Below are 24,305 nucleotides of genomic sequence, written 5' to 3'. Positions count from 1 at the left end.
GCCCGCCAACACAAAGCGGGGGCTACACCCTCGCCGCACAAGTTTCCGCTGCGGCGAGGACGCGCGCCCCGCTTACCCTAAAAATGGTGTCGTGATAGCGAGCCTAAGAGCTAGTTCTCCTGCTCTGATTTCGCGGCCTTAGCCTCTTCGCCGTTCTTTTTCTTCTCCGGCTTGAAATCCACGCCGGTCTCCTTGCGCTGTGCGGCAGGGATGGGCGCGGGGGCATCGGTAAGCGGATCCACGCCGCCACCGGACTTCGGGAAGGCAATGACGTCGCGGATGGAGTCAAAGCCGCCCAAGAGGGACACGATGCGGTCCCAGCCAAAGGCGATGCCGCCGTGTGGAGGTGCGCCGTAGGAGAAAGCGTCAAGCAAGAAGCCGAACTTTTCTTGTGCTTCCTCATCGCCGATGCCCATGACCTCGAAGACACGCTTTTGCACATCTTCTTGGTGGATACGGATAGAACCGCCGCCGATCTCGTTGCCGTTGCAGACGATGTCATAAGCGTAGGCCGTGGCCTCGCCCGGGTTCTCGTCGAAGGAATCGATCCACTCCGGCTTCGGCGAGGTAAAAGCGTGGTGCACCGCGGTCCACTTGGAGTGGCCCAAGGCCACGTCGCCGGAAGCGGTGGCATCGGCAGAAGGCTCAAAGAGCGGGGCGTCAACGACCCAGGTAAAGGCCCAGTCACCTTCCTTGATGAGGTCGAGCTTCTTGGCGATTTCACCGCGGGCCGCACCCAGCAGCGCGCGGGAAGACTTGGTATCGCCGGCGGCGAAGAAGATGGCGTCACCAGGCTTTGCGCCCACGTGCTCGGCGATGCCCTCGCGCTCCGCGTCGGTGATGTTCTTGGCTACTGGCCCGCCCAAAGTGCCATCTTCTGCAACGGTGATGTAGGCAAGGCCCTTGGCGCCGCGCTGCTTGGCCCAGTCCTGCCATGCATCAAACTGGCGGCGCGGCTGCGAAGCACCGCCGTCCATGACTACGGCGCCGACGTATTCGTTCTGGAAGACGCGGAAGGTAGTGTCCTTGAAGAACTCCGTGCACTCGACGATCTTGATGTCGAAGCGCAGATCCGGCTTATCGGAGCCGTAGTACTTCATGGCATCGGCATAGGTCATGCGCGGGATCGGGGTCTGAATGTCATAGCCGATGAGCTTCCACAGCTCTTTGACAATCTCTTCACCAAGCGCAATGACATCGTCTTGATCCACGAAGGACATCTCCACGTCTAGCTGGGTAAATTCCGGCTGGCGGTCGGCGCGGAAGTCCTCATCGCGGTAGCACCGCGCGATCTGGTAATAGCGCTCCATGCCCGCCACCATCAGCAGCTGCTTGAACAGCTGCGGCGACTGCGGCAGCGCGTACCAGGAGCCCGGCTTCAGGCGGGCAGGGACCAAAAAGTCGCGGGCGCCCTCAGGGGTGGAGCGGGTCAAGGTAGGGGTTTCGATTTCGGCGAAATCGTGCTTATCCAGCACGTTGCGGGCCGCGCGGTTGGCAGCGGAGCGCAGGCGCAGGGCCTTTGCCTGGCGCTCGCGGCGCAGATCCAAGTAGCGGTACTTCAGGCGGGTCTCCTCGCCTACCTCGCCAGAGGCGGAAGGATCATCTACCTGGAAGGGCAGCGCTGCGGATTTGTTGAGCACCTCCAGGTCGGTGACGTTGACCTCGATGTCTCCGGAAGGCAGGTTCGGGTTTTCGGAGCCTTCTGGGCGCGGTTCCACTACGCCGGTTACCTTGACGCAGTATTCCGAACGCAGGTCGTGGGCGCGCTCTGCCACATCGGATTCGCGGAAGACCACCTGGGCAATGCCGGAACGATCGCGCAGGTCAATGAAGATCACGCCGCCGTGGTCACGGCGACGAGACACCCAACCGGTTAGGGTTACGGTCTCTTCTGCCAGTTCTTTGCGGAGCTCACCGGCCAAATGGGTACGCAGCACTATAATTCAATCCCTTCTGAAATGGAGTTACTTGCGGGTCCAGCCACGCGTAAACAGCGCGCGCCCAACCAAGCACAAGACTAGGAACTTGGCCAATTCTACATCCCATCGCCGTTTCTTCTCCTATTAAGTCCATTTAAGGCACTAGGCATGGGTGCGAACCGGACGCCGCTGCCAGTACCGCGCATAAATGTGGCCGGTACGCACTGAAGACGCCGAAAAGGTGTGGCACTATTTAGGCATGACGTTTAAATCTGGTGCCGATTTCGATGGCCAGCGCGCAACCTCCGGCGGTGGCGGCGGCCTCGCTTTAGGCGGCGGCATCGGCTCCGTCATGCTCGTCGGGCTCTACCTCTTATTGGGAGGAAACCCCTCCGATATTGGCGCCCTCCTGGGCAATGAGCAGTCCCACTCCGGTGCCGATGATTCTGCCTTCGATCACTGCCAAACGGCAGAAGACGGCAATAAATACGATGACTGCCGGGTCATGTTTACCGCCATGAGCGTGGATAACGTCTGGACCGCCGAGCTGCCCGAGCAAGCCGGCATCGAATACACCAACCCTGGCCGGGTGATTTTTAATGGCTCCACCAATTCCGGTTGCGGCACCGCCTCTTCAGCCACGGGTCCCTTTTATTGCCCCGCCGACCAATCGGCGTATTTCGATACCACCTTTTTCGATTCCCTGAGCAACTACGGCGCGCACAATGCCCCATTCGCGCAGATGTACATCGTCGCCCACGAGTTTGGCCACCACATTCAGCAGCTCGAGGGCACGCTGCAGCTATCTGACTATAACGACCCCGGCGCGGATTCCAATGCGGTAAAGATCGAGCTCCAGGCAGATTGCTACGCAGGTATTTGGGCTTCTCATGCAGATAAGGGCGAGGATGCGCTGCTGGAACCGATTTCCCAGCAGCAGGTCGCTGACGCAGTCACCGCGGCGCAGGCTGTGGGCGACGATAATATCCAGCGGCGTTCCACCGGGCAGGTCCAACCCGATGCGTGGACGCACGGCTCCTCCGAGCAACGCCAGCGGGCTTTCCTTGCTGGTTATAATTCCGGCCGGATGGCTGAGTGCGACACCTTGGGGCGCGGGGTCTACAGCTAATTCCCGTCCCCCTCTTTACTCGTTTGGGAACAATCTCCCCTCCCACGTTGTTGACATGTCACGTACTATGATTATAGGTACGTAGAAAGGGACACCATGCAATTTGGCATTTTCACGGTCGGAGATGTGACCACCGATCCAACGACGGGCGAAACCCCGTCAGAGGCGGAGCGAATCCGCAATATTACGGAAATCGCGCTCAAGGCGGAAGAAGTGGGCCTCGATGTCTTTGCCACAGGCGAGCACCACAACCCGCCCTTCGTCCCCTCCTCCCCGACGACCCACCTGGCCTATATTGCGGCGCAGACTAAGCGCCTGCAGCTTTCTACCTCCACGACGCTAATTACCACCAATGACCCGGTAAAGATCGCGGAAGATTACGCCTTTTTGCAGCACCTTTCCGGCGGCCGTGTGGACCTGATGATGGGACGCGGCAATACCGGCCCCGTCTACCCGTGGTTTGGCAAAGATATCCGCCAAGGCATCCCCTTGGCCGTGGAAAATTACCACTTGCTGCGCCGCCTGTGGCGCGAAAATAGCGTCAACTGGGAGGGCAAATTCCGCACCCCGTTGCAGGCGTTTACCTCTACCCCGGCGCCCCTCGATGGCGTCCCGCCGTTTGTATGGCACGGCTCAATTCGCTCTACACAGATTGCAGAACAAGCGGCCTATTATGGCGACGGGTTCTTCCACAATAATATTTTCTGGAATCAGGAACACACGGCCAAGATGGTCACCATGTACCGGCGCCGCTTCGCCTCCTATGGCCACGGTCAGGCCGACCAAGCCATCGTGGGTCTCGGCGGCCAGGTATTCATTGGCGATACTGAAGAGGAAGCCAAGAAGTTCTTCCGCCCGTACTTCGATAACGCACCCGTGTACGGGCACGGGCCTAGCCTGGAGGAGTTTACTGACTACACCCCGCTGACCGTGGGTACCGCAGAGCAGGTTATTGAGCGCACCCTGAAATTTGCGGACTACGTGGGCGATTACCAACGCCAGCTCTTCCTCATCGATCACGCGGGCCTGCCGCAAGAAGTGGTGCTCAAGCAGATAGAAATTCTTGGCACTCAAGTCGTCCCAGAGCTCCGCCGACGCTTTGAGCAGCGGCGACCAGACCATGTACCCTCAGACCCACCAACGCATGCCACGCTCAAGCAGCACCCAGATTCCCCACACTTTCGCGTAAGCCCTGGAAAGGAGGACTAAACAATGCGATCTTTGGTTGTCCTCACGGCCGGGCTATCGGAGCCATCATCTACCCGGCAATTAGCTGAGACTATTGCAGAAGCCACCGAGGCAAAGATTTCCGCACGCGGTGAAGGCGTGAACACCCACATCATTGAGGTGCGCACCCTTGCTTCTGAATTGGCCACGGCCATGACCAATTGGGCGGCCCCGACGCCCCACTTGGATGAAGCGAAAGAGCTGCTGTCTACGGCCGATGGCTTTATTGCCGTCACGCCCGCGTTCCAAGGAAGCTACTCCGGGCTGTTCAAGATGTTTTTTGATGTTCTGGATTCGCACGCCTTGGAGGAACTGCCTACCATCGTTGCCGCTACGGGCGGTTCACCGCGCCACGCGCTCATCTTGGACTATGCGCTGCGCCCCCTATTGAATTACCTGCACGCCCACGTCGTTCCCACCGGCATTTTCCAGGCAACAGAAGATCTGGGCACCGCCGAGGGCGCGCGCATTCGCAGCCGCATCGAGCGCGCCGCCACCCAGCTTGCAGATCAGATGATCCGCCCAACGGATCGGGTCGCCGGGCTTGCCGATGCCCCTAAGCCCGGACCCCATTCCCGCCCCACTGGGATCGGAGTGGACGAGGAATTTCTGCCTTTCGAGGAAATTTTGTCCCAATACGACGGAAAGCACTAGCGCCGCAATACCTATCGCATATTCTAAAATTGATACATGTCACATATTTCTCTACGCTTGAATTTTAGAAATGTTCCACTTGAATCCCCGCGCCTGAGAAAATCTCTTTTTCATGCTCTTGGACTGATAACTCTCTTGCTACCAAGAAAGGTTTCTTAAGGCTTTCACCATGACTATTAGCGTTACTGACATTTTCGCCATCGGCATTGGTCCCTCCTCCTCACACACGGTTGGGCCGATGCGCGCCGCGAAGCAATTTCTAGAATCCCTCGATACCCATCCCGCCCGCGTCTCCGCGGAGCTGCGCGGTTCGCTTGCCGCCACTGGGCGCGGCCACGCCTCCGACCGCGCCGTCATTCTGGGACTCGCCGGTTGGGAGCCGCTGACCGTTCCCATCGATGCCGAGCCACAAGCCGGCGGCATAATCCCCAGTGAAGGCAACATCTCCGGCCCGTCCGGCTCCGTCGACTACGAAATTGCCTTTGAGAACGAGCCACTGCCCCAGCACCCCAACGGCATGATCTTCAAGGCCTGGGATGCTGATGGCACTATCTTGGCTGAAGACGAGCAGTACTTCTCCGTCGGCGGTGGCTTCATCCTCTCCCGCAAAGAGTTAGACGCGGAGATGGCCGATAGCCACGAGGTACCCGCCGGCGTTGCCGCAGCAACCGTAGAAGATACCGTGCCTTATGAGTTCACCACCGGTGAAGAACTGCTCAACCTCTGCGAGGCCAACGACAAAGATATTTGGGAAATCGTCCTCGCCAATGAGGAAGTACTTCATCAGGACGAGGGCGGCGCGGATTTTGTCCTGCGCCACTTGGACCTCGTATGGGACATCATGCGCGAATGCGTGACCGATGGCATTTCCACCAAGGGCCTCTTGCCCGGTGGTCTCCGAGTGCCGCGGCGTGCCCCCAAGATGTATGCGCAGCTGCTCGAGCAGAAAAATGACCCACACTCTGGATTTTCCGCCATGGAATGGGTCAACCTCTTCGCCTTAGCGGTCAACGAGCAAAACGCTGCGGGCGGCCGCGTTATCACCGCGCCCACCAACGGCGCCTGCGGCATCATTCCCGCAGTCTTGCACTATGCGCGCGATTTCCATGGTGGCTTCTGCCGCGAATCCGCACGCCGCTACCTGCTCACCGCCGGCGCAATCGGCATGATCATCAAACAAAATGCCTCAATTTCCGGCGCCGAGGTGGGCTGCCAGGGAGAAGTCGGCTCCGCCTCGTCCATGTCCGCTGCGGGAATGGCAGCACTCCTTGGTGCAACGCCTGCCCAGGTAGAAAATGCGGCAGAGATCGCCCTTGAACACAACCTCGGCCTTACCTGTGACCCGGTAGGTGGATTAGTGCAGATCCCCTGTATTGAGCGCAACGCCATCGGCGCGGTGAAATCCATTAACGCCGCCCGCATGGCGATGATGGGTGAAGGCACCCACCACGTCACCCTAGATAATGCCGTACAAACCATGGCGGATACGGGCCGCGATATGCTCTCCAAGTACAAGGAGACCTCCCTCGGCGGCTTGGCCAAGACGATGGGCTTTAGCGTTTCCCAGGTGGAGTGCTAATCAGTCAAAAGCACATAAAAGGGCGGCACCGAGTAATTTCGGTGCCCCCTTTTTTGATCCTGCGTTTAGCCTTCTAGATCCTGCCCCAGAATGGCAACCAGCTGCGATAGTTCAACATCGCGCTGTTCGTGGGCGGCCAAGTCCTTCACGGCGACGGTGCCATTGTCTAGTTCTTGGTCTCCCAAGACCAGAGCAAAGCGCGCGCCCGCGCGGTCAGCGCCCTTCATCGCCCCCTTAAGGCCGCGATCACCAAAGGACATGTCCGCGGCGATTCCCGCATTGCGCAGGTCATTGATGATCCCGGTCATGCGGCGCTTGGCCGCTGCGCCCAAGGCAATGCCGTAGACGTCCACGCGGGAATCACTGCCTTCTAAGGTGATTCCCTCCGCTTCAAGGGCGAGGATGGCGCGGTCGACGCCGAGGCCATAGCCGATGCCCGAGAGATCTTGGCCGCCAAGCTGCGCCATCAACCCGTCGTAGCGGCCACCGCCGCCAATACCGGATTGCGCACCCAGGCCATCGTGGACGAATTCAAAACAGGTCTTGGTGTAGTAGTCCAAGCCGCGCACCATGCGCGGGTTGATTTCGTAGGCAACACCCATATCATCCAGCATGCCGGTTACGGTCTCAAAGTGCTCGCGGCACTCGGCGTTGAGGTAGTCGAGCATCAATGGGGCATCGGCAAGCTGCTCCTGCATGTCTGGGCGCTTATCGTCCAAGACGCGCAAGGGATTGATCTCCGCGCGGCGGCGGGTTTCCTCATCCAAGTCCAGCTTAAACAGGAATTCCTGCAGCTTTTCGCGGTAGGCGGGCCGGCAATTCCGGTCGCCCAAGCTGGTCAATTCCAGGCGGTACCCGGAAAGTCCCAGGGCCCTATAGGAGCGATCCGCCAGGGCGATGACCTCCGCATCCAATGCGGGATCGTCGACGCCAATGGCTTCCACGCCAACCTGCTGAAGCTGGCGGTAGCGCCCTGCCTGCGGGCGCTCATAGCGGAAGAACGGCCCGCTGTAGTTCAGCTTTACCGGCAGCTGACCGCGGTCCAGATTGTGTTGAATGACCGAGCGCATCACACCCGCGGTGCCCTCTGGGCGCAGGGTCACTGAGCGATCGCCGCGATCTGCAAAGGTGTACATCTCCTTGGAGACCACGTCGGTAGATTCGCCCACGCCGCGGGCAAAGAGCGCGGTATCTTCAAAAATGGGCAATTCAATGTGCTGAAAGCCGGAAAGATGCGCCTGTTCCACCATGGTCTGGCGGACCTTATAAAAAGTCGCAGACTCTGGTGGGAAATAGTCTGGCACACCCTTCGGTGCGGACAGTGCCTGGAACCGCTTCTCTTCACTCATGGTCACTAGACTACCCCATGGGATTTTCGCAGGAATGGGTTGGTCGCCCTCTCCTGACGCATGGTCGAGGTTGGGCCGTGGCCGGGAAGAATGTCCAGCTTATCGTCTAAATCCCACACCGGTCCCGCCAATGAGTCCAGCATGGCCTGTGGATTAGAATCCGGCAGATCGACCCGCCCCATTCCCCCGGCAAAAAGTACGTCCCCGGTAAGGGCAAAAGTATCCGAAATGATCAATACGCACCCCGGCGAATGCCCAGGCGCGTGCTGGAGGGTAAATGTATGCCCGATTAGCTCCAGTTCTTCCCCACCGTGGAGTTCGCGGAGATCGGAAATGGGCACCATTCTCGAGGCGTGGAATAACTCCTGTGCCTGGGCGGAAACACCCTCCCCAGAATCCAACATGAACTTATCTGCGGGATGAATATAAACGGGGATATCGAGCTCCTGCGCCAAGTCACCGGCCTCGCGAGTGTGGTCAATGTGCCCGTGCGTGAGCACGATGGCTTCATAGTCATAGTCGTACGCTAGAACCTGCGACGTGGAATCCATGCCTGGATCCACGATGAAAGCGCGCTTTCCCTCCGCCGCGATATAAGTATTGGTGCTAAATGGGCCCGCGGTAAATCCTTGAATCTCCATGCTTTAAGTCTAACGAGACCTGCACCCACAGCGCTCCCGAACGCAGCGCCCCTCTGAACTCAAGGGCCCCGCAAGCATGCAAAAAGCACCCAGCCTTCACCCCCACAGCCACGGTGGGTTATGGGGAAAGGCTGGGTGCTAGATTTAAATATCCTGCCAGCTTAAAGCTTTATTGCAGGGCGGCAAGTGCCTTATCGTAGTCCGGCTCAGTGGTTACCTCTGGCACCAACTCGTTGTAGATGACCTTGTGGTCAGCGTCGGTGACCACAACGGAGCGTGCCAAAAGGCCCTTGAGCGGGGAGCCTTGCAAGGTCACGCCGAACTTCTCGCCAAAATCGGAGCGGAAATCGGAGGCGGTGTCCACGTTTTCAATGCCCTCTGCGGCGCAGAAACGATCCAGTGCAAAAGGTAGGTCGCGGGAGACGGACAAGACAACGGTGTTGTCCAAGCCCGCAGCCTTTTCATTAAAGGTGCGCAACTGCTGCTGGCACACGCCGGTATCGATGGATGGGAAAATCGAGATAACGAGGCGCTTGCCCTCGAAATCCTTTTTGGTGACCTCAGAGAGGTCGGTGCCAACGAGAGTGAATTCTGGGATGGACTCCCCTACTGCGGGAAGTTCACCAGCGGTTTGGGTAGGTTCGTCAGAAAAATTAACTTCAGCCATGGCCCCGAGCGTACTGATACTTTTGCTTCCCCGCTATAGCTCTCCGCTTATTGCTTAAGCCAATCCCCGAGCCAAGTCATCCCCATGGCCGCAAAGCCGCTAAAATCGTCCTAGTTGAGACACGTCACCGATAATCGCTAGAAAGGTTGTCCCACGGTGCCAGATAATAAAAAGCGCGGAGAAGACGCGCTGCACAAGCTCGACCGCGAACTAAAGTCCCGTGACCGCAAACAAAAGACTCGTCCTTTTGGCGTCGCCTTAGCCTCGCTCGTCGTCATCCTCGGCATCGCCGGAGGGATTTACTTCCTCTCCACCCGCGATGACTCTGAGGGCGAAATCCAGGCGGAAGATACCTCGGAAGCACAGACCACGCAGGAAGCACCCAAGGCAGAGCCCTTGAGCGGCAAGCGCGCGGAAGCCCTGCCTGCAACCGTCCAGTGCGAGTACAAGGACAATGGGCAGGATGGCCACGGTGCCAAGAAGCCCGACGGCAAGGATATATCCACCGAGGGCACTGTTACTGTATCCTTCGATACCACCCAGGGCCCGATCGAGATGGACCTAGACCGCGCCACTGCGCCTTGTACTACCCACGCCATTTCGGAACTGGCTGACTCCGGCTTCTACGATGACACCGTCTGCCACCGCATGACCTCCGGTGGCTTGAATGTGCTCCAGTGCGGCGACCCCACCGGTTCCGGTGCCGGCGGCCCGGGCTTCAGCTTTGCTGATGAATACCCCACCGATGAAACTGATGACGAGGACGCGCAGAACCCAGTTGTCTACCCCCGCGGCTCCGTCGCTATGGCCAATAGCGGCCCAGATACCAACGGCTCCCAGTTCTTCCTTAACTACGATGACTCGGAGTTACCTCCTAACTACACCTACTTCGGCACCATCACTGAAGAAGGCCTCAAGACCCTAGACAAGATTGCCGAGGCCGGCGTAGACACCGGTGACCAAGGTAGCAATCCAGGCGGCCAAGAGGATGGCAAGCCTGCAGAAGAGGTAAAGATCAAAAAGGCTACGGTAAAGGCCTAGTCTGCGGCATCGGCGCTTGCCGATGCCTCCCCCATTCCCTCTACATTTGCCTCACCCCAGCACACTGCACGAACTATATCGTGGCGTGGCGCTGGGGAATTTTCATATCCGATGCTTTTCCTTAAATACCCTTCTACCTCGCTTAGCTCCAGAAAGCACATCCTTCCCATTCACACCATCTGCATTAATCACCCCCTCCAAACACCCCCATTCCTTATTGATAATGTTTTTTATTAAAATTAGCTCGGGTAATTCAGACAGCTACGCAGCCGTCTAATATCCAAAAAATTTGAACACCACAAGCTTGACAGGAAACACAATGAAGCTTTTCTCCCGCAAGGCCTTCCTCGCCGGCGCAACCGCCCTATCCGTTACTCTCGCTGGCACCACCGTGGCCACTGCCGCGGAGAATGTGAATACCGTTGCTCAAGGCTCTTCTACTGCCTCCACCAGCACTCCTAGCCAGAACATTGATTCTGATGCAAACAAGAAAAACGACGCCAAGAATACGCAAGCCTCGTCTTCCAAGGACGCGAATCCTGAGTCCGTCAAGGCCTGGATCGAAGTCATTACTGCTGCTGTCGGCGCACTGGGCACTCTCTTCGCGTTCGCCAATAAGTACATCAACATCGATGACCTTCTAAAGAACTTCAAACTTCCTTTCTAGACGTTGATGCCTCTTGAGGGCGATTAACCGCCGTGCTCTTATTTATCTGCACGGCGGTTGTACGAAAAGTAGTCCTGAAGTTCTTCCCCCTCTATCAATTCTTTAAGACTCTTTGGCCTGTTTGATATACCCAGAGCCAACGAGGTCATTAAAGATATCTGGGTCTATGTCCTGACCATTCTTGATGACAGATATGTGCCCGGTGGGCTCTAAAACCATAATCTGAACGTCTTCCATGCGGGCTAAACCAGCCTTTCGCACCGCGGAATACACGTCAGAGCGAGTGATATGGGAAACGGTGAGATTATCGTCAATCATCTCGCCCTGAAAGACGATGAGGACTGGACGCCGATCTAAAAACCGCGTCCATTTCACTACCTTGCGAATGGTCCCGAATGCAGCTTCCAAGGCCATCAGTGTGGTCAGCCCGATAACACCCGCCGCTAGTGTAGGTGGAACACCAATGATCACACGCCCGGCAACAGCACCGAACATAATGATGATGATCGCGTCAGAGGCCGTCATGGAGGTCAATACGCGGGAACCAAAAAGCTTCACCAAGACCATAAAGGCGAGATAGATGCCTAATGTAGACAACATGACAACAGGAACTCGATGTAGCTCGATTCCTAGTTGAAAAGTAGCCTCGCGTAAAAACCGTTCAAAGATATCCACGGCTTTTGAGGTTACTAGGATGCACGACACAGCACAGAAAAATAAGCGCTTTTCCCCCTTTAAGCGAGGAAAAGCGCTTTTCGCGTATCCACAGGATTTGGATCCCTAATTAGATGTGAAAGGTCTTGCGCAGGTCATCAAAGATGGACCGCAGTGGTGCCGGCAGCACCTGGGGGTTCAAACCAATAAAGGCGATTCCTGCCGCTAGTGCCGCCACGATGGCAAGGGCTGCGCCGCCAATAGACGAGCCTTGCGGGAGCTTCGGGGAGTCTTCATCCTCTGAACCATCCTCTTGGGAGCCGGCCTCGTCACCGCCGGCTTCGTCCACTTTCACGGGCAGGATCGCTTGCGTGCCTGCATCGGTGGTGATTTCTAGGTTTTGGGAGCCCGTCAGGCCTTCTGGAACGTTAAGCGTCACTTGCGCACGTCCGCGCTCGCCAAATTGGTCATCGCCTTCCTGCTTGGAATTATCGATATTGGCGGTTGCTTCCTCATCACCAAGCTTCACCGTGACGGTCTTGGCCATGGGCTCTCCCTCGCTGGTGTAATTCAAGCTGGACAGATCGACGGTGATTTCTTTGCCCGGGGCAATGTCACCATCGATGTGGGCGCCAATCTGGCCCTGCCCCTTGCGGACCTCGGACTCACCGGAGGCGATGTAGTCGATCATGGCCTGGGCATCCATGTATCCCACATCGTTCTTGTCCTTGATGGAGCCTGCCTCAAAGTAGCCATCGCCACCCTTTTCGCTGTCGCTGGAGGCGAGGAAGGACGATAGCGCGATGGAATAGTCCTTATCCGCGTCGAGGGGCTCGCCATTGATGGTCACGGACTTGACGCGCTCGCCGTGGGATGCCGTGTGGTCATAGACCACCTGGACGTTATTGGACAGCCCCATGGCTAGACGCGGCCGACTGCTTCCATCTTGCCACTGGTTTTCTAAAGCGGTGATGAAGTCCTTGCCGGAGACCTTCGCGGTAATAACCGAGTTACCAAACGGCTGGACCTCAAAGATGTCCTTGTATGTGACATCGCCGCCCTGTAAATCGGCACGCACACCGCCGGCGTTCATCACGCCAAGATCAATGTCCTCGCCAACCTGCTTGCTCATGGCATAACGTTGCCCGTCAGCGATGAAGTTATTCAGGGTGGACTCGACACCGCGGTTGGAACCTGGCTTTTGCCCCTCATCGGAGCCGCGGAATAAGTCGGTTTCGACTGTGCCAGCGGTCTTCGAGCCTTTTACCTCGGCCTCATCCTGTGCCTTCTTAACGATGCCCGCAATCTCAGCATCCGGCTCTACCTGCGCCGCATCAGTCGCATCGTACTGCTTGAGCTCAATCTTCTTTACCTCGCCCGCGGCCTTGTCGAAGGTAATATCGGCATCGTTAAGCAGCTTGCCGTACTCGTAGCCTTGCGCCCACTGCAGTGGCAGGGCGCCGTCGCGCTCTTGCGTTCCCTGGGTGGTCTGGTGGGTATCGCCTCCAAAGAGGATATCGACGTCTTTGTTGAAGCCTTCTGCGTATTCCTCCGCGTCTTCGTGGAAGAGGGAGACCACGACATCTGCCTCGCCGCTTTCCTTCAAGCGGGTGGCCTCCTTATTCGTTGCCTCGACTGGATCGGTAAAAGTGACGCCCGGAATCTTTGCCGCAGATACCTTGAACTTGGTGTTCTGGGTGACGGTGCCGACGTAGCCGACCTTTACGCCGTCGATTTCTTCCACATGGGAGGCGTCCAAAAGCGGTTTGCCGTCTTTTAACACATTGGCGCCGAGGATGGGATAGTCAGAAGCGGGCTGGATACGGTCCGTTAGGTCCTCAGTGCCCTTGTCGAATTCGTGGTTGCCCACTGCGGTGACCTTCATCCCCATGGCGTTGAGCGCTTCTAGCGTGTACTTGTCATCAGAGATGGCCGAAACGAATGCAGATCCGCCCACGTTATCGCCCGAAGAGGTGAGGTTGAACTCTTGGCCTTCATTGACCTGCTTGATAAGCGATTGCAGGCGAGCCACACCAATCTCATCGCCCGCCTTAGCAGGGTCACTCAGGCCATCTTCCAAGTGGCCGTGCAGGTCAGTGATATTGGTGACCGAGATGGTGGTCGTATCCTCCTGCGCTAGGGCGTGTGTGCCGGAGAGCGCGACGGCGGTGGCGGTAGTAGCGGCCACCAACTGGCCAATGCGGCGGAACTGCATAGTTACTCCTGTGTCGTAGAAAGTATTCAGACAATATATACCGCTTTCTTAACCCATTCGCAGGAAGCATGAAGCCCGTGAAATGGGCTTTTACCTTTCTTCCGCCAAGAGTTCACGCAATCGTCACGTGCGCGTCGCCCGCGCGTTGCTCTGTCGAGCAACCGCACAGGGAGGTAGCCGGGCGGTCAGGCGGTTAGGCAGTCACGCGGTAGACGTCAAAGACGCCTTCGGTATTGCGCAACGTCGTCATCAAGGAACCCAGCTGTTTGGTATCCGATACAGAGAAGGTAAACCGCATCGTGGCAATTTGGTCCTCGCCGCGGTTAGAATTCATCGTCAACACATTGATGTTTTGATCACTTAGAACCCGCGTCAGCTCAGACAGCAGGCCCTGGCGGTCCAACGCCTCAAGCTGCAGAGTTGCGGAAAAGGCGCCGGTAGAAGAGGTGCCAGAGGACCACTCCACCTTCAGCATGCGCTCCGGCTCAGATTTGAGCTTTTCCGCGTTGGCGCAGTCCGCACGGTGCACGGATACTCCCCCGCCACGGGTGACAAAACCAAAAATGGCGTCCCCAGGCACCGGCTGGCAGCACTTCGCAAGCTTAGCCATGACATCGGGGCTTCCCTCCACCAAGATGCCGGTGCCGGAGGCGGAGTCCTTAGTATGCTGCGCGCGGGACTGCTCGAGCTCCGAGAGTGGGGTTCGGGAGGCCAGGGCATCCACGGCATCATCGCGGTCGCCGAACATGGCCACCAATTGGTTGGCCACGTGCTGTGCGGAGACGTGGCCTGCGCCGATGGCCGTGTACAGGGCATCGACATCAGAATAGTGCAGCTGTTCTGCCACCTGCTTCATGGAGCTGGCAGTAAACAGGCGGTGCATCGGCAAGCCGCCGCGCTGCACCTCAGAGGCCAAGGCATCGCGTCCGGCTTCGAGGTGTTCCTCGCGCCTTTCCTTGGCAAACCACTGCCGTACCTTCGCCTTGGCCCGCGGCGAGACCAAGAATTCCTGCCAATCGCGCGATGGGCCGGCGTTGGGATCCTTGGAAGTAAAGATTTCTACCTTGTCGCCGGATTTCAGCGGCGATTCTAGCGCCACCAATTTGCCGTTGACCTTGGCGCCAATGCAGCGGTGGCCGACCTCCGTATGCACGGCGTAGGCAAAATCCACCGGGGTGGAACCCGCCGGCAGATCCACCACATCGCCCTTTGGGGTAAAGGCAAAGATCTGGCGCGCCGTCAGGTCATAGCGCAAGGAATCGAGGAACTCATTGGGATCTGCCGCTTCCTTCTGCCAGTCCAGCAGCTGACGCATCCAGGCCATCTGGTCCACCTCTTCTTGATGCCCAGAATTCTTCCCCTTGGTTTCCTTATAGCGCCAGTGCGCGGCGACGCCGAATTCGGCGTTGTAGTGCATCTCGTGCGTACGGACCTGCACCTCTAGGGTTGCTCCGCCGTCCGCGAGCACCGTGGTGTGCAGAGACTGGTAGACGCCAAAGCGCGGGGAGGAAACATAATCCTTAAAACGCCCAGGCAGAGCCTGGTAAATGGAGTGCACGACGCCAATGGCGGCGTAACAGCTATTGATGTCATCCACCAGTACGCGGATGCCCACCAGGTCAAAAATCTCCGCGAACTCGCGGCCGCGCACGACCATCTTTTGATAGATGGACCAGTAGTGCTTCGGCCGGCCCATTACCTCAGCCTCGATGCCGTTTTCCTTTAAGGCGGCGCTAACTTGGTTGATGATTTCCTTCAAGGCGCGATCGCGCGAGGGCGCACGCTCTGCCACCATGCGGACGATTTCGTCGTACTTTTTGGGATAGAGGATGGCAAAAGACAGATCCTCTAATTCCCATTTCACGCTCGCCATGCCCAGACGGTGGGCCAAGGGGGCGATGACCTCTAGCGTCTGGCGTGCCTTCTTAGCTTGCTTTTCCGGCGGCAAAAAGCGCATGGTGCGCATATTGTGCAGACGGTCGCTGACTTTGATGACCAGCACGCGCGGATCGTTGGCCATGGCGACGATCATCTTCCGGATGGTCTCAGCCTCGGCCGCTGCACCCAAGGCCACCTTGTCCAGTTTGGTCACGCCATCAACGAGCCGGGCGACTTCTGGCCCAAAGTCGCGGGTCAGATCTTCAAGCGTGTAATCGGTATCCTCCACCGTATCGTGCAGGAGCGCTGCAACGATGGTGGTGGTATCCATACCAATTTCCGCGGCAATCGTGGCTACGGCCAGGGGGTGCGTAATATACGGCTCGCCCGACTTGCGGAATACTCCCTCGTGCAACCTTTCTGCGGTGTTATAGGCAGCGTTGAGTAGTTCCGCATCCGCTTTGGGGTGGAATTTCCGGTGAATGGACATGAGGGGATCGAGCGCGGGGTTAATCTTGACCCGCCCGCCGGTCAGTGACCGAGCAAGCCGGGCAGACATGCTCCGCATCCCGTTATTAACCTGGCGTTTTGCTGACTTATCCGTGGCCATCTCTACCGCCCTTCACAATGCCGCAGCCTGTACTGCTGGCTGCAGCGCCTTTCCAGATCGTGTGATCTAGCTTAGACACACCATCTTAGTCAGCGTCATCCAGCACAATGAGCGGCGGGCCCGATAAGCGTTCGCGTCCATTAAGACCCTTAACTTCTAGCACCACGACGTTGCCCGCGACCTCGGCGCCTGCAGACTCGAGCAGCAGCTTGGCGCCGTGGAGGGTGCCACCGGTGGCCAGGACGTCATCGACAAGCACCACGCGCTTGCCCTTCACATCGACGCCGCTGGCTGGGATCTCCAATGCGGCCGAGCCGTACTCCAGCTCGTATTCTTCGGTATATACCGGCGGTGGAAGCTTGCCCTTCTTGCGGATGGCCAAAATACCCAAGCCCAGCTTGTACGCCACGGCAGAGCCCAACAAGAATCCGCGGGCATCCAGGCCGCCGATAAGATCCGCGCCCAGCTCCTCGCAGGCGGCCGCGAGACCATCAACAACGGCCCGAAATGCCTCAGGATCGGCTAATACCGGTGTGAGGTCTTCAAAAAGAATTCCTTCTTCTGGAAAGTCCTGCACAAGGCGCACCTTGTCGCGCAAAGCTTGTGCTGCTGATTCATAGTGAGAAGTCATCATCTTCCTTGAGAATTAAATAGCGAGAATAAATTTAAAAACGAAAAGGCCTAGGCCTTCTCCACAGGTTCTTCTGCCGGCACGTGCCAACGATCCATATTCCAGCCGATGCCCGAGACGCCAGTGTACGGCAGGACACCCTCCACGTCGCGGTGAACGATAAACGCGCGCGGCTGCGCAGCGACTGGAATGGAGGGAACACTCTCCCACAGCTGCTCTTCCTGCTCCTTGAGCTGAACGGAATTTTTAATACTGGAATCAGCGGCGGAGTACTCGGTCAGCGGATCGACTGGGCCCAAGAAGGCATCAATGGTTGGCTGCCCCGATTCCGGATCAGGGTTGAGATAAAACTGCGATAGGTTCTCCGCCGCAGCATCCTCGATGGTAATCCCCGCCGGCTCGCAAGAGGCGCGCAGCGCATCAACCATCGCCTGATAGCGCTTATCCGGGCCAACGTAGCCCACCCTGATGGTGGACCCGTTCAACTGGCCGGCCGCAGCCATGTCCGTTCCCTCGTGGTCCTTCGCCACCGAGCCTAGCGTTTGGGCCACCGGATCTTGGACAGAGACGGTGCGCACATAAGCCGGGGGAACATCGACACCAGATATTTCGGAGCTCTTTTGTGCTAACGCCGCTTGGTCGACGCAAGCAGCAAATGCCTTTCTAGCAGAAGGCTCCGCAAAAATCCCGGCCTGCGACAGCGTCAACGTATCGGTTTGCAGGCCCACCTTGGTGATCGTCTCAAACTCGGCATTCTCTGTGCCCGCGGAGCCCTCCGCATTGGAGTCGCTTTCTTTATTCGAGCCAGATCCGTTTGTGGATTCTGAGGCGTCGTTGCCTTCCTCGGATTCTGCGTCCTTAACCGCGTTCCCTGAAAGCCAATCGGGCGCCGCGGTGGCGGAATCTGCCACCTTGAGAACGCCCTTATCCGCAAGTTCCTGTGCGTTGGCAGTACCCGGCCATATGACAAGGCGATCCAAGGCAGGTTTGTCGCCGCGATACTGCTCATTGGCTTTTAAAAAGACCTCGCCGGAATCACCAATCTTATCCGCGGTAAATGGGCCGTAGGACACCTGCAGCTGTGGGTCAAAGTCATCCTTGGCTGTAGAAAAACCATAGCGCCACAATTCCGCTACTGGCTGCAGCGCCGCCATGTCTCCTGCATGCAGGGCCGCGTTGAGATCCTCCATGCTCATGTCCGTCTTCTGCGCAAGCGCATGCGCAGGCATAACGGTGCCAGGGCCAAACATTTGGCGCCACCGATGTCCCTGGTCTTTCTGGAAAGTCAGCGTAAAGGCTTTGCTCTGCGGTGTGCACTCGATATCGGCGATGTCATTCATTAGTGGCATATGCGAGGCAAATTCAACCGGGTGCGTGCCAGCCGTATAGGAAAGCAGGTAATCATCGCAGGTGACGGGCGCACCATCGGAGAACGTGGCGTCATCAGCAAGCGTCAAACGCACGCTTTCCTGATCACTATCTGCTGCCGGCGGAAGCTCTTCGGTCTCTACCAAATCCGCATTGGGAATGAGCTGTCCGGAGGGGCCCGGCACAAAAAGACCGGGATAAAGCCGCGCCGAAAGTTGGGCCGCTGAGGTGGTGCTGCCGAAGGCGGTGCCCGCATTCGTCGTGGTCAGCTGAGAGTTAACCATATACCCGGGGTAGTTATAGGACTCCGGATCGGCGGGCGAGGCCTGGTCACCGCCCTCAGATTCCTCACTACTGCACGAGGCCGCTACCAGCGCCAGGGCGGAAAGCCCTGCTGCAACCGCCATGATTTTGGGACGGCGCCCCCACCACCGTGTGGTGCCTAATCTGCGTTCCACGGTACGCACAACCCCTTTTCTCCTAAAAAGACCAAGCCTTACTCTGCCTGATTATGCCGTGTTCAAGGGCATTTAGCGGCCCGGGCGCCACGTAGCACCTGTATGGCCGGAGGCACTGCTGCCGTGATCAGTTTGTTCTTCTGCCACTTCCTTGTGCGTCTTGGCCCCGACATCGGAAGGCGTAACCACCTTGCGCTTTGCAGAACCCGCGTCCGCCGGTTCACCGTCCTCAGACTTACCCGCGCGGTAATCCAGCACACGCTGCGTGTGCTGCTTGACGCGCTTAGTCCAATTAGCAAACGTCACCACCAACGGGGTAGCCAAGAAAATCGAGGAGAAAATACCCTCGATGACGCCGATGAGCTGGATCAGCGCCAAATCGCGCAGCGTACCGATGCCCATAAGCCATACGGCGATGACGAACAGCGCGATAATAGGCAGCGCGGAGATGATGGAGGTGGAAATGGAACGCATGACCGTCTGGTTAATCGCCAAGTTGGCGAGTTCCCCATAGGTCTTAGAACGTTGGCCTTCCAGCCCCGCCGTATTCTCATTGACCTTGTCAAAGACGATGACGGAGTCATAGATGGAGAAGGTCAGGACGGTGAGCAAACCGATGATGACGGCGGGAGAAACTTCAAAGCCGAAGAGGGCGTAGATACCGGCGATGACGATGCCATCGATAATCAGCGCCAAAATGGCGGCAAAAGCCATAATCTTTTGCAAGCGCACCGCCACATAGATGGTCGCTGCAACGAGGAATACGACCATGGCGAGGATCATGCGCTGCGTAATCGAGGAGCCCCACGATTCGGACACGGTGGAAGAACCGATGGCGTCTGGGGTGGCCTCCCCGTTTTCATCCTTCGGTTGGAATTCCTCGTAGATGGCAGACCGGGCGCTGTCTACCTCTTCTTGACTCAAGCGCTCCGAGGTGATTTCAAGCGTCTCAGAATCGCCGGCGCCGACGATGCGAACCTGTTCGGGTTCAACGCCGGTGGAGTCCTCAAAGACGGTAGCTACCTCGTCCTCTTTCAAGTCCCCAGCGGGCATGGACAAGGTGGTTCCTCCCTCAAAGTCGAGGGAAAGGGTAAATCCGCGAATCAGGATGGCGGCGATGGCGCCGACGAGGAGCGCGGCGGTAATCCCGTACCACCGTTTGGTGTGGCCAATGAAGTCATAGCCACGCTCGTCTTCATAGAGGCGATCTAAACGGGAAATCTTATTTTTAGTCGATACGGCCATGATTATTTCTCCTCATCTTCCGCGGCTGCTGAGGGCGAAGAACTCTCTGACGATTTGGCGCCAACGGATGCCGAATTTTCAGTGGAGCGCGCCTGCGACGCACCAGCGGCAGCGCGGGAATCTCCGTAGTAGCCGCGCTCGCGCCGCTCTTCAATTAGCGCATAAATTCCGCCCAAACCATTCATCGATGGCTTGGCTGCCGCTGGACGGCGGCCGATTATTTGCATTACCGGTGCCATGACCAAGAAGGAGACGACCAAGTCGAAGATCGTGGTCAAGCCCAAGGTGAACGCGAAGCCCTTTACCTCACCGATGGCGAGGAAGTAGACGATGACAGAACCGATCAACGTCACCGCGTTACCGGTCACGATGGTGCTGCGCGAGCGCTCCCAGGCCTTCTGCGTTGCGGACCTGAAGGTTCTGCCCTCTAAGAGCTCATCCTTGATGCGCTCGTAGTAGACCACGAACGAGTCCGCGGTTGCACCGACACCAATGACCAAACCGGCAATACCGGACAGGTCGAGCGAGTACCCGATCCAACGACCCAGCAACACGATGGCGCCGTAGGTCAGCAGGCCGGAGCCGAGCAGGAAGATGACGGACACACCACTGAGCGCTCGGAAGTAGTACAAGGAGTAAAGGATGACCAAAATCAAGCCTGCCAAGCCAGCCCACAGTCCGGCCTCGAGGGCTGCCTTACCCAGTGTCGGTGGAATGGACTCCACGGTGCCGCCGGGCTCGCCGTTTTCGCCGGCAAAGGACAGCGGCAATGCACCGTAGCGCAGATTATTGGCCAGGTTATTGGCTTCTTCTTGGCTAAATTCACCGTTAATGGAGGTAGCGGAACCGTACGGGGTAGCCCCCTGGATGACAGGTGCCGAAATGACGGCCGAGTCAAGGGTGATGGCAATCTGGTCGTTCAGGTGCTCCTGCGTAAGGTCAGCCCAGGTCTGGGAGCCGTTCGGGCCATCGCCAGTCTTGAAGGAGAAGCTGATCTCCATCTGACCGGACTGTGGGTTCAGGCCACCGTTGATCGGGGAATTGGTATCAATCTCATTACCTGTCAAACGGGTACCGTCTTCATCCTCAACACCGTTGAGCAACGGGGCTGGCTCCAAGACGTAGGGAGTGCCGCTGTCGTAATCACAGGTCACAAAAGGCTTGGACGGATCGTCCGCACCAGCCAGTGGGTCAGCGGAGCCCTGGCAGGTCAGGAGCGAAGAGGCCGCTGCTTGCGTTGTCGGATCGTCCGATTGGCGGTCCTTCAACAACATTTCGGTGACTTCATCGCGACGCTCTGTCTGCTCAATGGAGTTGGACGGCTCGTCCAAGGGCTTAGCGGAAACCTTCGGTGCCTTGACATCCTTCGGTTCCTTACCCTCAGCCTGCGCTTCTTGCTGGGCAACGGCATTGGTGACGTCTTCCAACTTCTTGTTGGCTTCGTCCTTATCTAGGACACCGTATTTGACCCAGCGGTTAGCCATATCCTCCAGCTGTTTGTCGAGCTTGTCCATGTCCGGCGCAGAGGGTTGCGCCACCGGGCGGAAGTACAACTGGGAGGTCTGCCCCACCGCCTGGGCTTGGGATGCATCCTCGCCCGGTACGGTGATGACGAGGCTATTGCCGTTGATGACGACCTCGGAACCAGAAACGCCCATGCCGTTCACGCGCTGTTCCAAAATATTGCGCGCCTGCCGTAGCTGGTCCTGGGTGGGGTCTTCACCTTGGGGCGCCAAGGTAACGCGGGTGCCGCCCTGCAGGTCGATGCCTAGCTTTGGGGTGGCTTGGCGGTTTCCGGTGAAAAAGACCAGCGCATAGATAACGACCACGATGAGTCCAAAAAGCGCGAGGGCGCGCTTTGGCCATTGGCGGTTCCTATTTTTCATAGCGCCTCGAGATGATGCGGACAACGATATTCTCCTGTGCACTGCAAACCAGGGTGATTAAACATTAAATACGGCCCGCCCGATTCGGCGCGGGCACGTTAACAACGCACAATCGTACGTCATGGAACAACATTTTCCTTAACAGGGTCCGCGATTCAGCGAAAATGTGTCAGGTTCTACGTTTCTCATAAGCCAATGGCGGGCCTAGAGAATTCCCCGCGCGTGCACAGGGAGTGCGCCCGCGTCTTCCTCCACAGAGGTCGCCGGCGCTAATAAGGAATTAACGGTCGTTGGAGTGCTCGCCCTCTTCGCCGTTGAATCCATCATCATTATTGCTTTCAGCGTTGTCTGCGCCACCGCGGTCAAGTTTCTGGGCCTCGCTTTCCGTGCGCACCACCGCCATCTTGTCAAAGGTGAGGGTAACGCCCGGGGAAACCTCGAGGTCCACGCTGGTATCGGTGGTTCCGCGCACCACGCCGTGTACACCGCCAGCGGTCACGATGCGGTCTCCATCCTGTAGGGAGTTTTGCAGCGATTGCATGTCGTTTTGGCGCTGGCGTTGCTTACGCATCGCCATAAAGGAAGGAATGATGAACAAAATGACAATGATGATGAGAAAGATGATTTCCATAACTTTCCAGTATGCCAGACCGTTTCGTTCACAAAAACCATGAGCCGGTTCCACCTCTGCGGCCGCACCAGCGAGGTGCCCACGCTTGCCTAAAACAACCCAATCGCGCCATCGGGCGGCGTCAGGCCCAGGTGCTGCCAGGCGGCCGCGGTGGCTACCCTGCCCCGCCCGGTGCGCGAAATCATGCCGGCGCGAACCAAGTACGGCTCGCACACCTCCTCCACGGTAGAAGGTTCCTCACCCACGGCGATGGCCAAGGTATTAACACCCACAGGCCCGCCACCATGGCCATTGATCAGGGCATTGAGGACGGCGCGGTCCAGGCGGTCCAGGCCCATTTCATCGACGTCGAATACCTCCAACGCCCCCTGCGCGGCGGAAAGATCGATGCGTCCGGTGCCATTGACCTCCGCATAATCGCGCACGCGGCGCAGCAGGCGGTTGGCAATGCGCGGGGTGCCGCGCGAGCGCGAGCCGATTTCTACGGCGGCATCATCATCGATGGCGACGTCCAAGATATGTGCCGCACGCTTGATCACATGGGTGAGATCCTCGGTGCTGTAGTACTCCATTTGGGCGGTAAAGCCGAAGCGATCCCGCAGCGGACCGGTAAGCATTCCCGCTCGCGTTGTGGCCCCGACCAACGTAAACGGCGGGATCTCCAAGGGGATCGAGGTAGCACCCGGCCCCTTGCCCACAATGACATCGATTCGGAAATCCTCCATGGCCATGTAGAGCATTTCTTCGGCGGGCCGGGCGATGCGGTGGATCTCATCGATAAAAAGCACGTCGCCTTCCATGAGGTTCGAAAGCATGGCCGCGAGATCTCCCGCTCGTTCCAGCGCTGGGCCCGAAGTCATGCGCAGCGAGGTGCCGAGTTCCTGCGAAATGATCATCGCCATGGTGGTCTTACCCAGACCGGGCGGTCCCGATAACAGGACGTGATCCGGGGTGACCCCGCGGTTCTTCGCGCCCGTGAGCACGAGGGACAGCTGCTCCCTCACCTTGGGCTGCCCAATGAATTCCGTCAGGGACTTGGGGCGCAGGGAGCGCTCGATATCGTGTTCTTCTGCGTGAGCGGTGGCTTCCACATCACTATTGTGCTGGGATTCGTGCGCCTTACTCATCCCCTCTGGGAGGTTGAACTCGGTGCGCTCAATATCGGACATGCTGTAGCCTTTGTGTCTTCTTGACGTCGTGTTCTTTTAGCCTTGCTTACCCAGCTGGGCCAGGGCCGCGCGCAGCAAGGTCGACGTATCCGCCGCAGGGGCTTCGGCGTATGCCGCCTCCACCACGGGGCGAGCCGCCTTCTCAGTAAATCCTAGGCCCAAGAGGGCTTCAGTGACACTATCGACAACTGGGTCACCGGCACCTGTTGCCTCCGGTGCAGCATCGGGCGCGGGAGTTCCAGCAAAGCGCTTTACCTTATCTTTTAGCTCCAGGGTAAGGCGTTGGGCCACGCGCTTGCCGACGCCCGGGATAGACTGCAGCGCCTTAACATCCTCCCCGCCAATGGCTGCGGCCAGCTCTTCTGCGCCCATGACGGATAACGCGGCCAAGGCCAGTTTGGGCCCCAAGCCGGACACGGATTGCAGCACTTGGAACATTTCGCGGTCATCGTCGCTGGTAAAACCGTATAAGGTCAATGCGTCTTCCTTGACCACCAACGTAGTCAGCACAAAGGCTGTTTCTCCGCGGCGCAAGGTTCCCAACGTCTTTGCGGTGGCTAAGAACTTATAGCCCACCCCGCCACATTCAATAACGCCGTGGTCTAAACCAATGTGGAGTACCTCTCCCCGCAATGCCGCAATCATTTTCTACCGTGCCTTCCTACCTGTGTGCGCTTTCAACATGAC

Annotated in this window: 20 protein-coding genes; 6 read left to right on the top strand and 14 right to left on the bottom strand. The window is 58.0% G+C overall.

The window, feature by feature from the left end; genetic code table 11:
- Positions 1 to 110: 110 nt before the first annotated feature.
- Positions 111 to 1,937 (bottom strand): aspartate--tRNA ligase, encoded by a 1,827-nt coding sequence (gene aspS, locus QP908_RS01195; RefSeq protein ID WP_023030669.1) that lies wholly within the window; start codon positions 1,935 to 1,937, stop codon positions 111 to 113.
- Between the two features lie 241 nt (positions 1,938 to 2,178).
- Here aspS and ypfJ point away from each other — a divergent pair, with 241 nt between their 5' ends.
- From ypfJ to QP908_RS01175, 4 genes are all read left to right on the top strand, one after another.
- A complete protein-coding gene (gene ypfJ, locus QP908_RS01190) occupies positions 2,179 to 3,048 on the top strand; it encodes a KPN_02809 family neutral zinc metallopeptidase (RefSeq protein ID WP_284771483.1) in 870 nt (289 codons plus the stop codon).
- 96 nt (positions 3,049 to 3,144) lie between these two features.
- Complete coding sequence (locus tag QP908_RS01185) at positions 3,145 to 4,257, top strand: LLM class flavin-dependent oxidoreductase (RefSeq protein ID WP_284771482.1); 1,113 nt, start codon at positions 3,145 to 3,147, stop codon at positions 4,255 to 4,257.
- A 3-nt stretch (positions 4,258 to 4,260) separates the two neighbouring features.
- Positions 4,261 to 4,929, top strand: coding sequence for an FMN reductase (locus tag QP908_RS01180; RefSeq protein ID WP_284771481.1), 669 nt, complete (start codon positions 4,261 to 4,263; stop codon positions 4,927 to 4,929).
- A gap of 169 nt (positions 4,930 to 5,098) precedes the next feature.
- Positions 5,099 to 6,508, top strand: coding sequence for an L-serine ammonia-lyase (locus tag QP908_RS01175; RefSeq protein ID WP_284771480.1), 1,410 nt, complete (start codon positions 5,099 to 5,101; stop codon positions 6,506 to 6,508).
- A 65-nt stretch (positions 6,509 to 6,573) separates the two neighbouring features.
- Here QP908_RS01175 and hisS read toward each other — a convergent pair whose 3' ends face one another.
- The 3 genes from hisS to tpx all read right to left on the bottom strand — a co-directional run bounded on the left by hisS (position 6,574) and on the right by tpx (position 9,165).
- Positions 6,574 to 7,857 carry a histidine--tRNA ligase gene (hisS, locus tag QP908_RS01170; RefSeq protein ID WP_284771479.1) on the bottom strand — a complete coding sequence of 428 codons (1,284 nt, stop codon included), beginning with the start codon at positions 7,855 to 7,857 and terminating at the stop codon, positions 6,574 to 6,576.
- Between the two features lie 5 nt (positions 7,858 to 7,862).
- Positions 7,863 to 8,498, bottom strand: a complete 636-nt coding sequence (locus QP908_RS01165; RefSeq protein ID WP_239268252.1) for an MBL fold metallo-hydrolase — start codon at positions 8,496 to 8,498, stop codon at positions 7,863 to 7,865.
- 169 nt (positions 8,499 to 8,667) lie between these two features.
- Complete coding sequence (gene tpx, locus QP908_RS01160) at positions 8,668 to 9,165, bottom strand: thiol peroxidase (RefSeq protein WP_239268254.1); 498 nt, start codon at positions 9,163 to 9,165, stop codon at positions 8,668 to 8,670.
- Positions 9,166 to 9,321: 156 nt separating this feature from the next.
- On the opposite strand from tpx, the gene QP908_RS01155 reads away from it, so the two are divergent.
- Complete coding sequence (locus QP908_RS01155; RefSeq protein ID WP_239275217.1) at positions 9,322 to 10,206, top strand: peptidylprolyl isomerase; 885 nt, start codon at positions 9,322 to 9,324, stop codon at positions 10,204 to 10,206.
- 319 nt (positions 10,207 to 10,525) lie between these two features.
- Positions 10,526 to 10,873 carry a hypothetical protein gene (locus QP908_RS01150; RefSeq protein ID WP_284771478.1) on the top strand — a complete coding sequence of 116 codons (348 nt, stop codon included), beginning with the start codon at positions 10,526 to 10,528 and terminating at the stop codon, positions 10,871 to 10,873.
- A 102-nt stretch (positions 10,874 to 10,975) separates the two neighbouring features.
- Here the strand turns inward: QP908_RS01150 and QP908_RS01145 are convergent, their stop codons facing one another.
- From QP908_RS01145 to ruvA, 10 genes are all read right to left on the bottom strand, one after another.
- Positions 10,976 to 11,548, bottom strand: a complete 573-nt coding sequence (locus QP908_RS01145; protein WP_410755690.1) for a DUF421 domain-containing protein — start codon at positions 11,546 to 11,548, stop codon at positions 10,976 to 10,978.
- Between the two features lie 109 nt (positions 11,549 to 11,657).
- Positions 11,658 to 13,742, bottom strand: a complete 2,085-nt coding sequence (locus QP908_RS01140; protein WP_239275215.1) for a bifunctional metallophosphatase/5'-nucleotidase — start codon at positions 13,740 to 13,742, stop codon at positions 11,658 to 11,660.
- Between the two features lie 193 nt (positions 13,743 to 13,935).
- Entirely contained in the window at positions 13,936 to 16,230 is a 2,295-nt protein-coding gene (locus tag QP908_RS01135; protein WP_284771477.1) for a RelA/SpoT family protein, read from the bottom strand.
- Positions 16,231 to 16,315: 85 nt separating this feature from the next.
- Entirely contained in the window at positions 16,316 to 16,861 is a 546-nt protein-coding gene (locus tag QP908_RS01130) for an adenine phosphoribosyltransferase (RefSeq protein WP_239268264.1), read from the bottom strand.
- Between the two features lie 50 nt (positions 16,862 to 16,911).
- Entirely contained in the window at positions 16,912 to 18,687 is a 1,776-nt protein-coding gene (locus tag QP908_RS01125) for an ABC transporter substrate-binding protein (RefSeq protein WP_239268266.1), read from the bottom strand.
- 72 nt (positions 18,688 to 18,759) lie between these two features.
- Positions 18,760 to 19,932 carry a protein translocase subunit SecF gene (gene secF, locus QP908_RS01120; RefSeq protein ID WP_239268268.1) on the bottom strand — a complete coding sequence of 391 codons (1,173 nt, stop codon included), beginning with the start codon at positions 19,930 to 19,932 and terminating at the stop codon, positions 18,760 to 18,762.
- A 2-nt stretch (positions 19,933 to 19,934) separates the two neighbouring features.
- Positions 19,935 to 21,818, bottom strand: coding sequence for a protein translocase subunit SecD (gene secD / locus QP908_RS01115; protein WP_284771476.1), 1,884 nt, complete (start codon positions 21,816 to 21,818; stop codon positions 19,935 to 19,937).
- Between the two features lie 280 nt (positions 21,819 to 22,098).
- Complete coding sequence (yajC, locus tag QP908_RS01110) at positions 22,099 to 22,449, bottom strand: preprotein translocase subunit YajC (RefSeq protein WP_239268272.1); 351 nt, start codon at positions 22,447 to 22,449, stop codon at positions 22,099 to 22,101.
- Between the two features lie 89 nt (positions 22,450 to 22,538).
- Positions 22,539 to 23,618: a Holliday junction branch migration DNA helicase RuvB gene (gene ruvB, locus QP908_RS01105; RefSeq protein ID WP_239268274.1), complete on the bottom strand. Its 1,080-nt coding sequence runs from the start codon at positions 23,616 to 23,618 to the stop codon at positions 22,539 to 22,541.
- A 36-nt stretch (positions 23,619 to 23,654) separates the two neighbouring features.
- A complete protein-coding gene (gene ruvA, locus QP908_RS01100; protein WP_239268276.1) occupies positions 23,655 to 24,263 on the bottom strand; it encodes a Holliday junction branch migration protein RuvA in 609 nt (202 codons plus the stop codon).
- Positions 24,264 to 24,305 lie beyond the last annotated feature (42 nt).

The organism is Corynebacterium sp. MSK204 (genome assembly GCF_030229885.1).
GTDB lineage: Bacteria > Actinomycetota > Actinomycetes > Mycobacteriales > Mycobacteriaceae > Corynebacterium.
This window is presented reverse-complemented; position numbering and strand designations above follow the sequence as displayed.

Excerpts from the sequence above, each read along its gene's own strand:
- ypfJ (WP_284771483.1), top strand. The coding sequence starts at position 2,179 with ATGACGTTTAAATCTGGTGCCGATTTCGATGGCCAGCGCGCAACCTCC.
- QP908_RS01185 (WP_284771482.1), top strand. The coding sequence starts at position 3,145 with ATGCAATTTGGCATTTTCACGGTCGGAGATGTGACCACCGATCCAACG.
- QP908_RS01180 (WP_284771481.1), top strand. The coding sequence starts at position 4,261 with ATGCGATCTTTGGTTGTCCTCACGGCCGGGCTATCGGAGCCATCATCT.
- QP908_RS01175 (WP_284771480.1), top strand. The coding sequence starts at position 5,099 with ATGACTATTAGCGTTACTGACATTTTCGCCATCGGCATTGGTCCCTCC.
- hisS (WP_284771479.1), bottom strand. The coding sequence starts at position 7,857 with ATGAGTGAAGAGAAGCGGTTCCAGGCACTGTCCGCACCGAAGGGTGTG.
- QP908_RS01165 (WP_239268252.1), bottom strand. The coding sequence starts at position 8,498 with ATGGAGATTCAAGGATTTACCGCGGGCCCATTTAGCACCAATACTTAT.
- tpx (WP_239268254.1), bottom strand. The coding sequence starts at position 9,165 with ATGGCTGAAGTTAATTTTTCTGACGAACCTACCCAAACCGCTGGTGAA.
- QP908_RS01150 (WP_284771478.1), top strand. The coding sequence starts at position 10,526 with ATGAAGCTTTTCTCCCGCAAGGCCTTCCTCGCCGGCGCAACCGCCCTA.
- QP908_RS01140 (WP_239275215.1), bottom strand. The coding sequence starts at position 13,742 with ATGCAGTTCCGCCGCATTGGCCAGTTGGTGGCCGCTACTACCGCCACC.
- QP908_RS01135 (WP_284771477.1), bottom strand. The coding sequence starts at position 16,230 with ATGGCCACGGATAAGTCAGCAAAACGCCAGGTTAATAACGGGATGCGG.
- QP908_RS01130 (WP_239268264.1), bottom strand. The coding sequence starts at position 16,861 with ATGACTTCTCACTATGAATCAGCAGCACAAGCTTTGCGCGACAAGGTG.
- secF (WP_239268268.1), bottom strand. The coding sequence starts at position 19,932 with ATGGCCGTATCGACTAAAAATAAGATTTCCCGTTTAGATCGCCTCTAT.
- secD (WP_284771476.1), bottom strand. The coding sequence starts at position 21,818 with ATGAAAAATAGGAACCGCCAATGGCCAAAGCGCGCCCTCGCGCTTTTT.
- yajC (WP_239268272.1), bottom strand. The coding sequence starts at position 22,449 with ATGGAAATCATCTTTCTCATCATCATTGTCATTTTGTTCATCATTCCT.
- ruvB (WP_239268274.1), bottom strand. The coding sequence starts at position 23,618 with ATGTCCGATATTGAGCGCACCGAGTTCAACCTCCCAGAGGGGATGAGT.
- ruvA (WP_239268276.1), bottom strand. The coding sequence starts at position 24,263 with ATGATTGCGGCATTGCGGGGAGAGGTACTCCACATTGGTTTAGACCAC.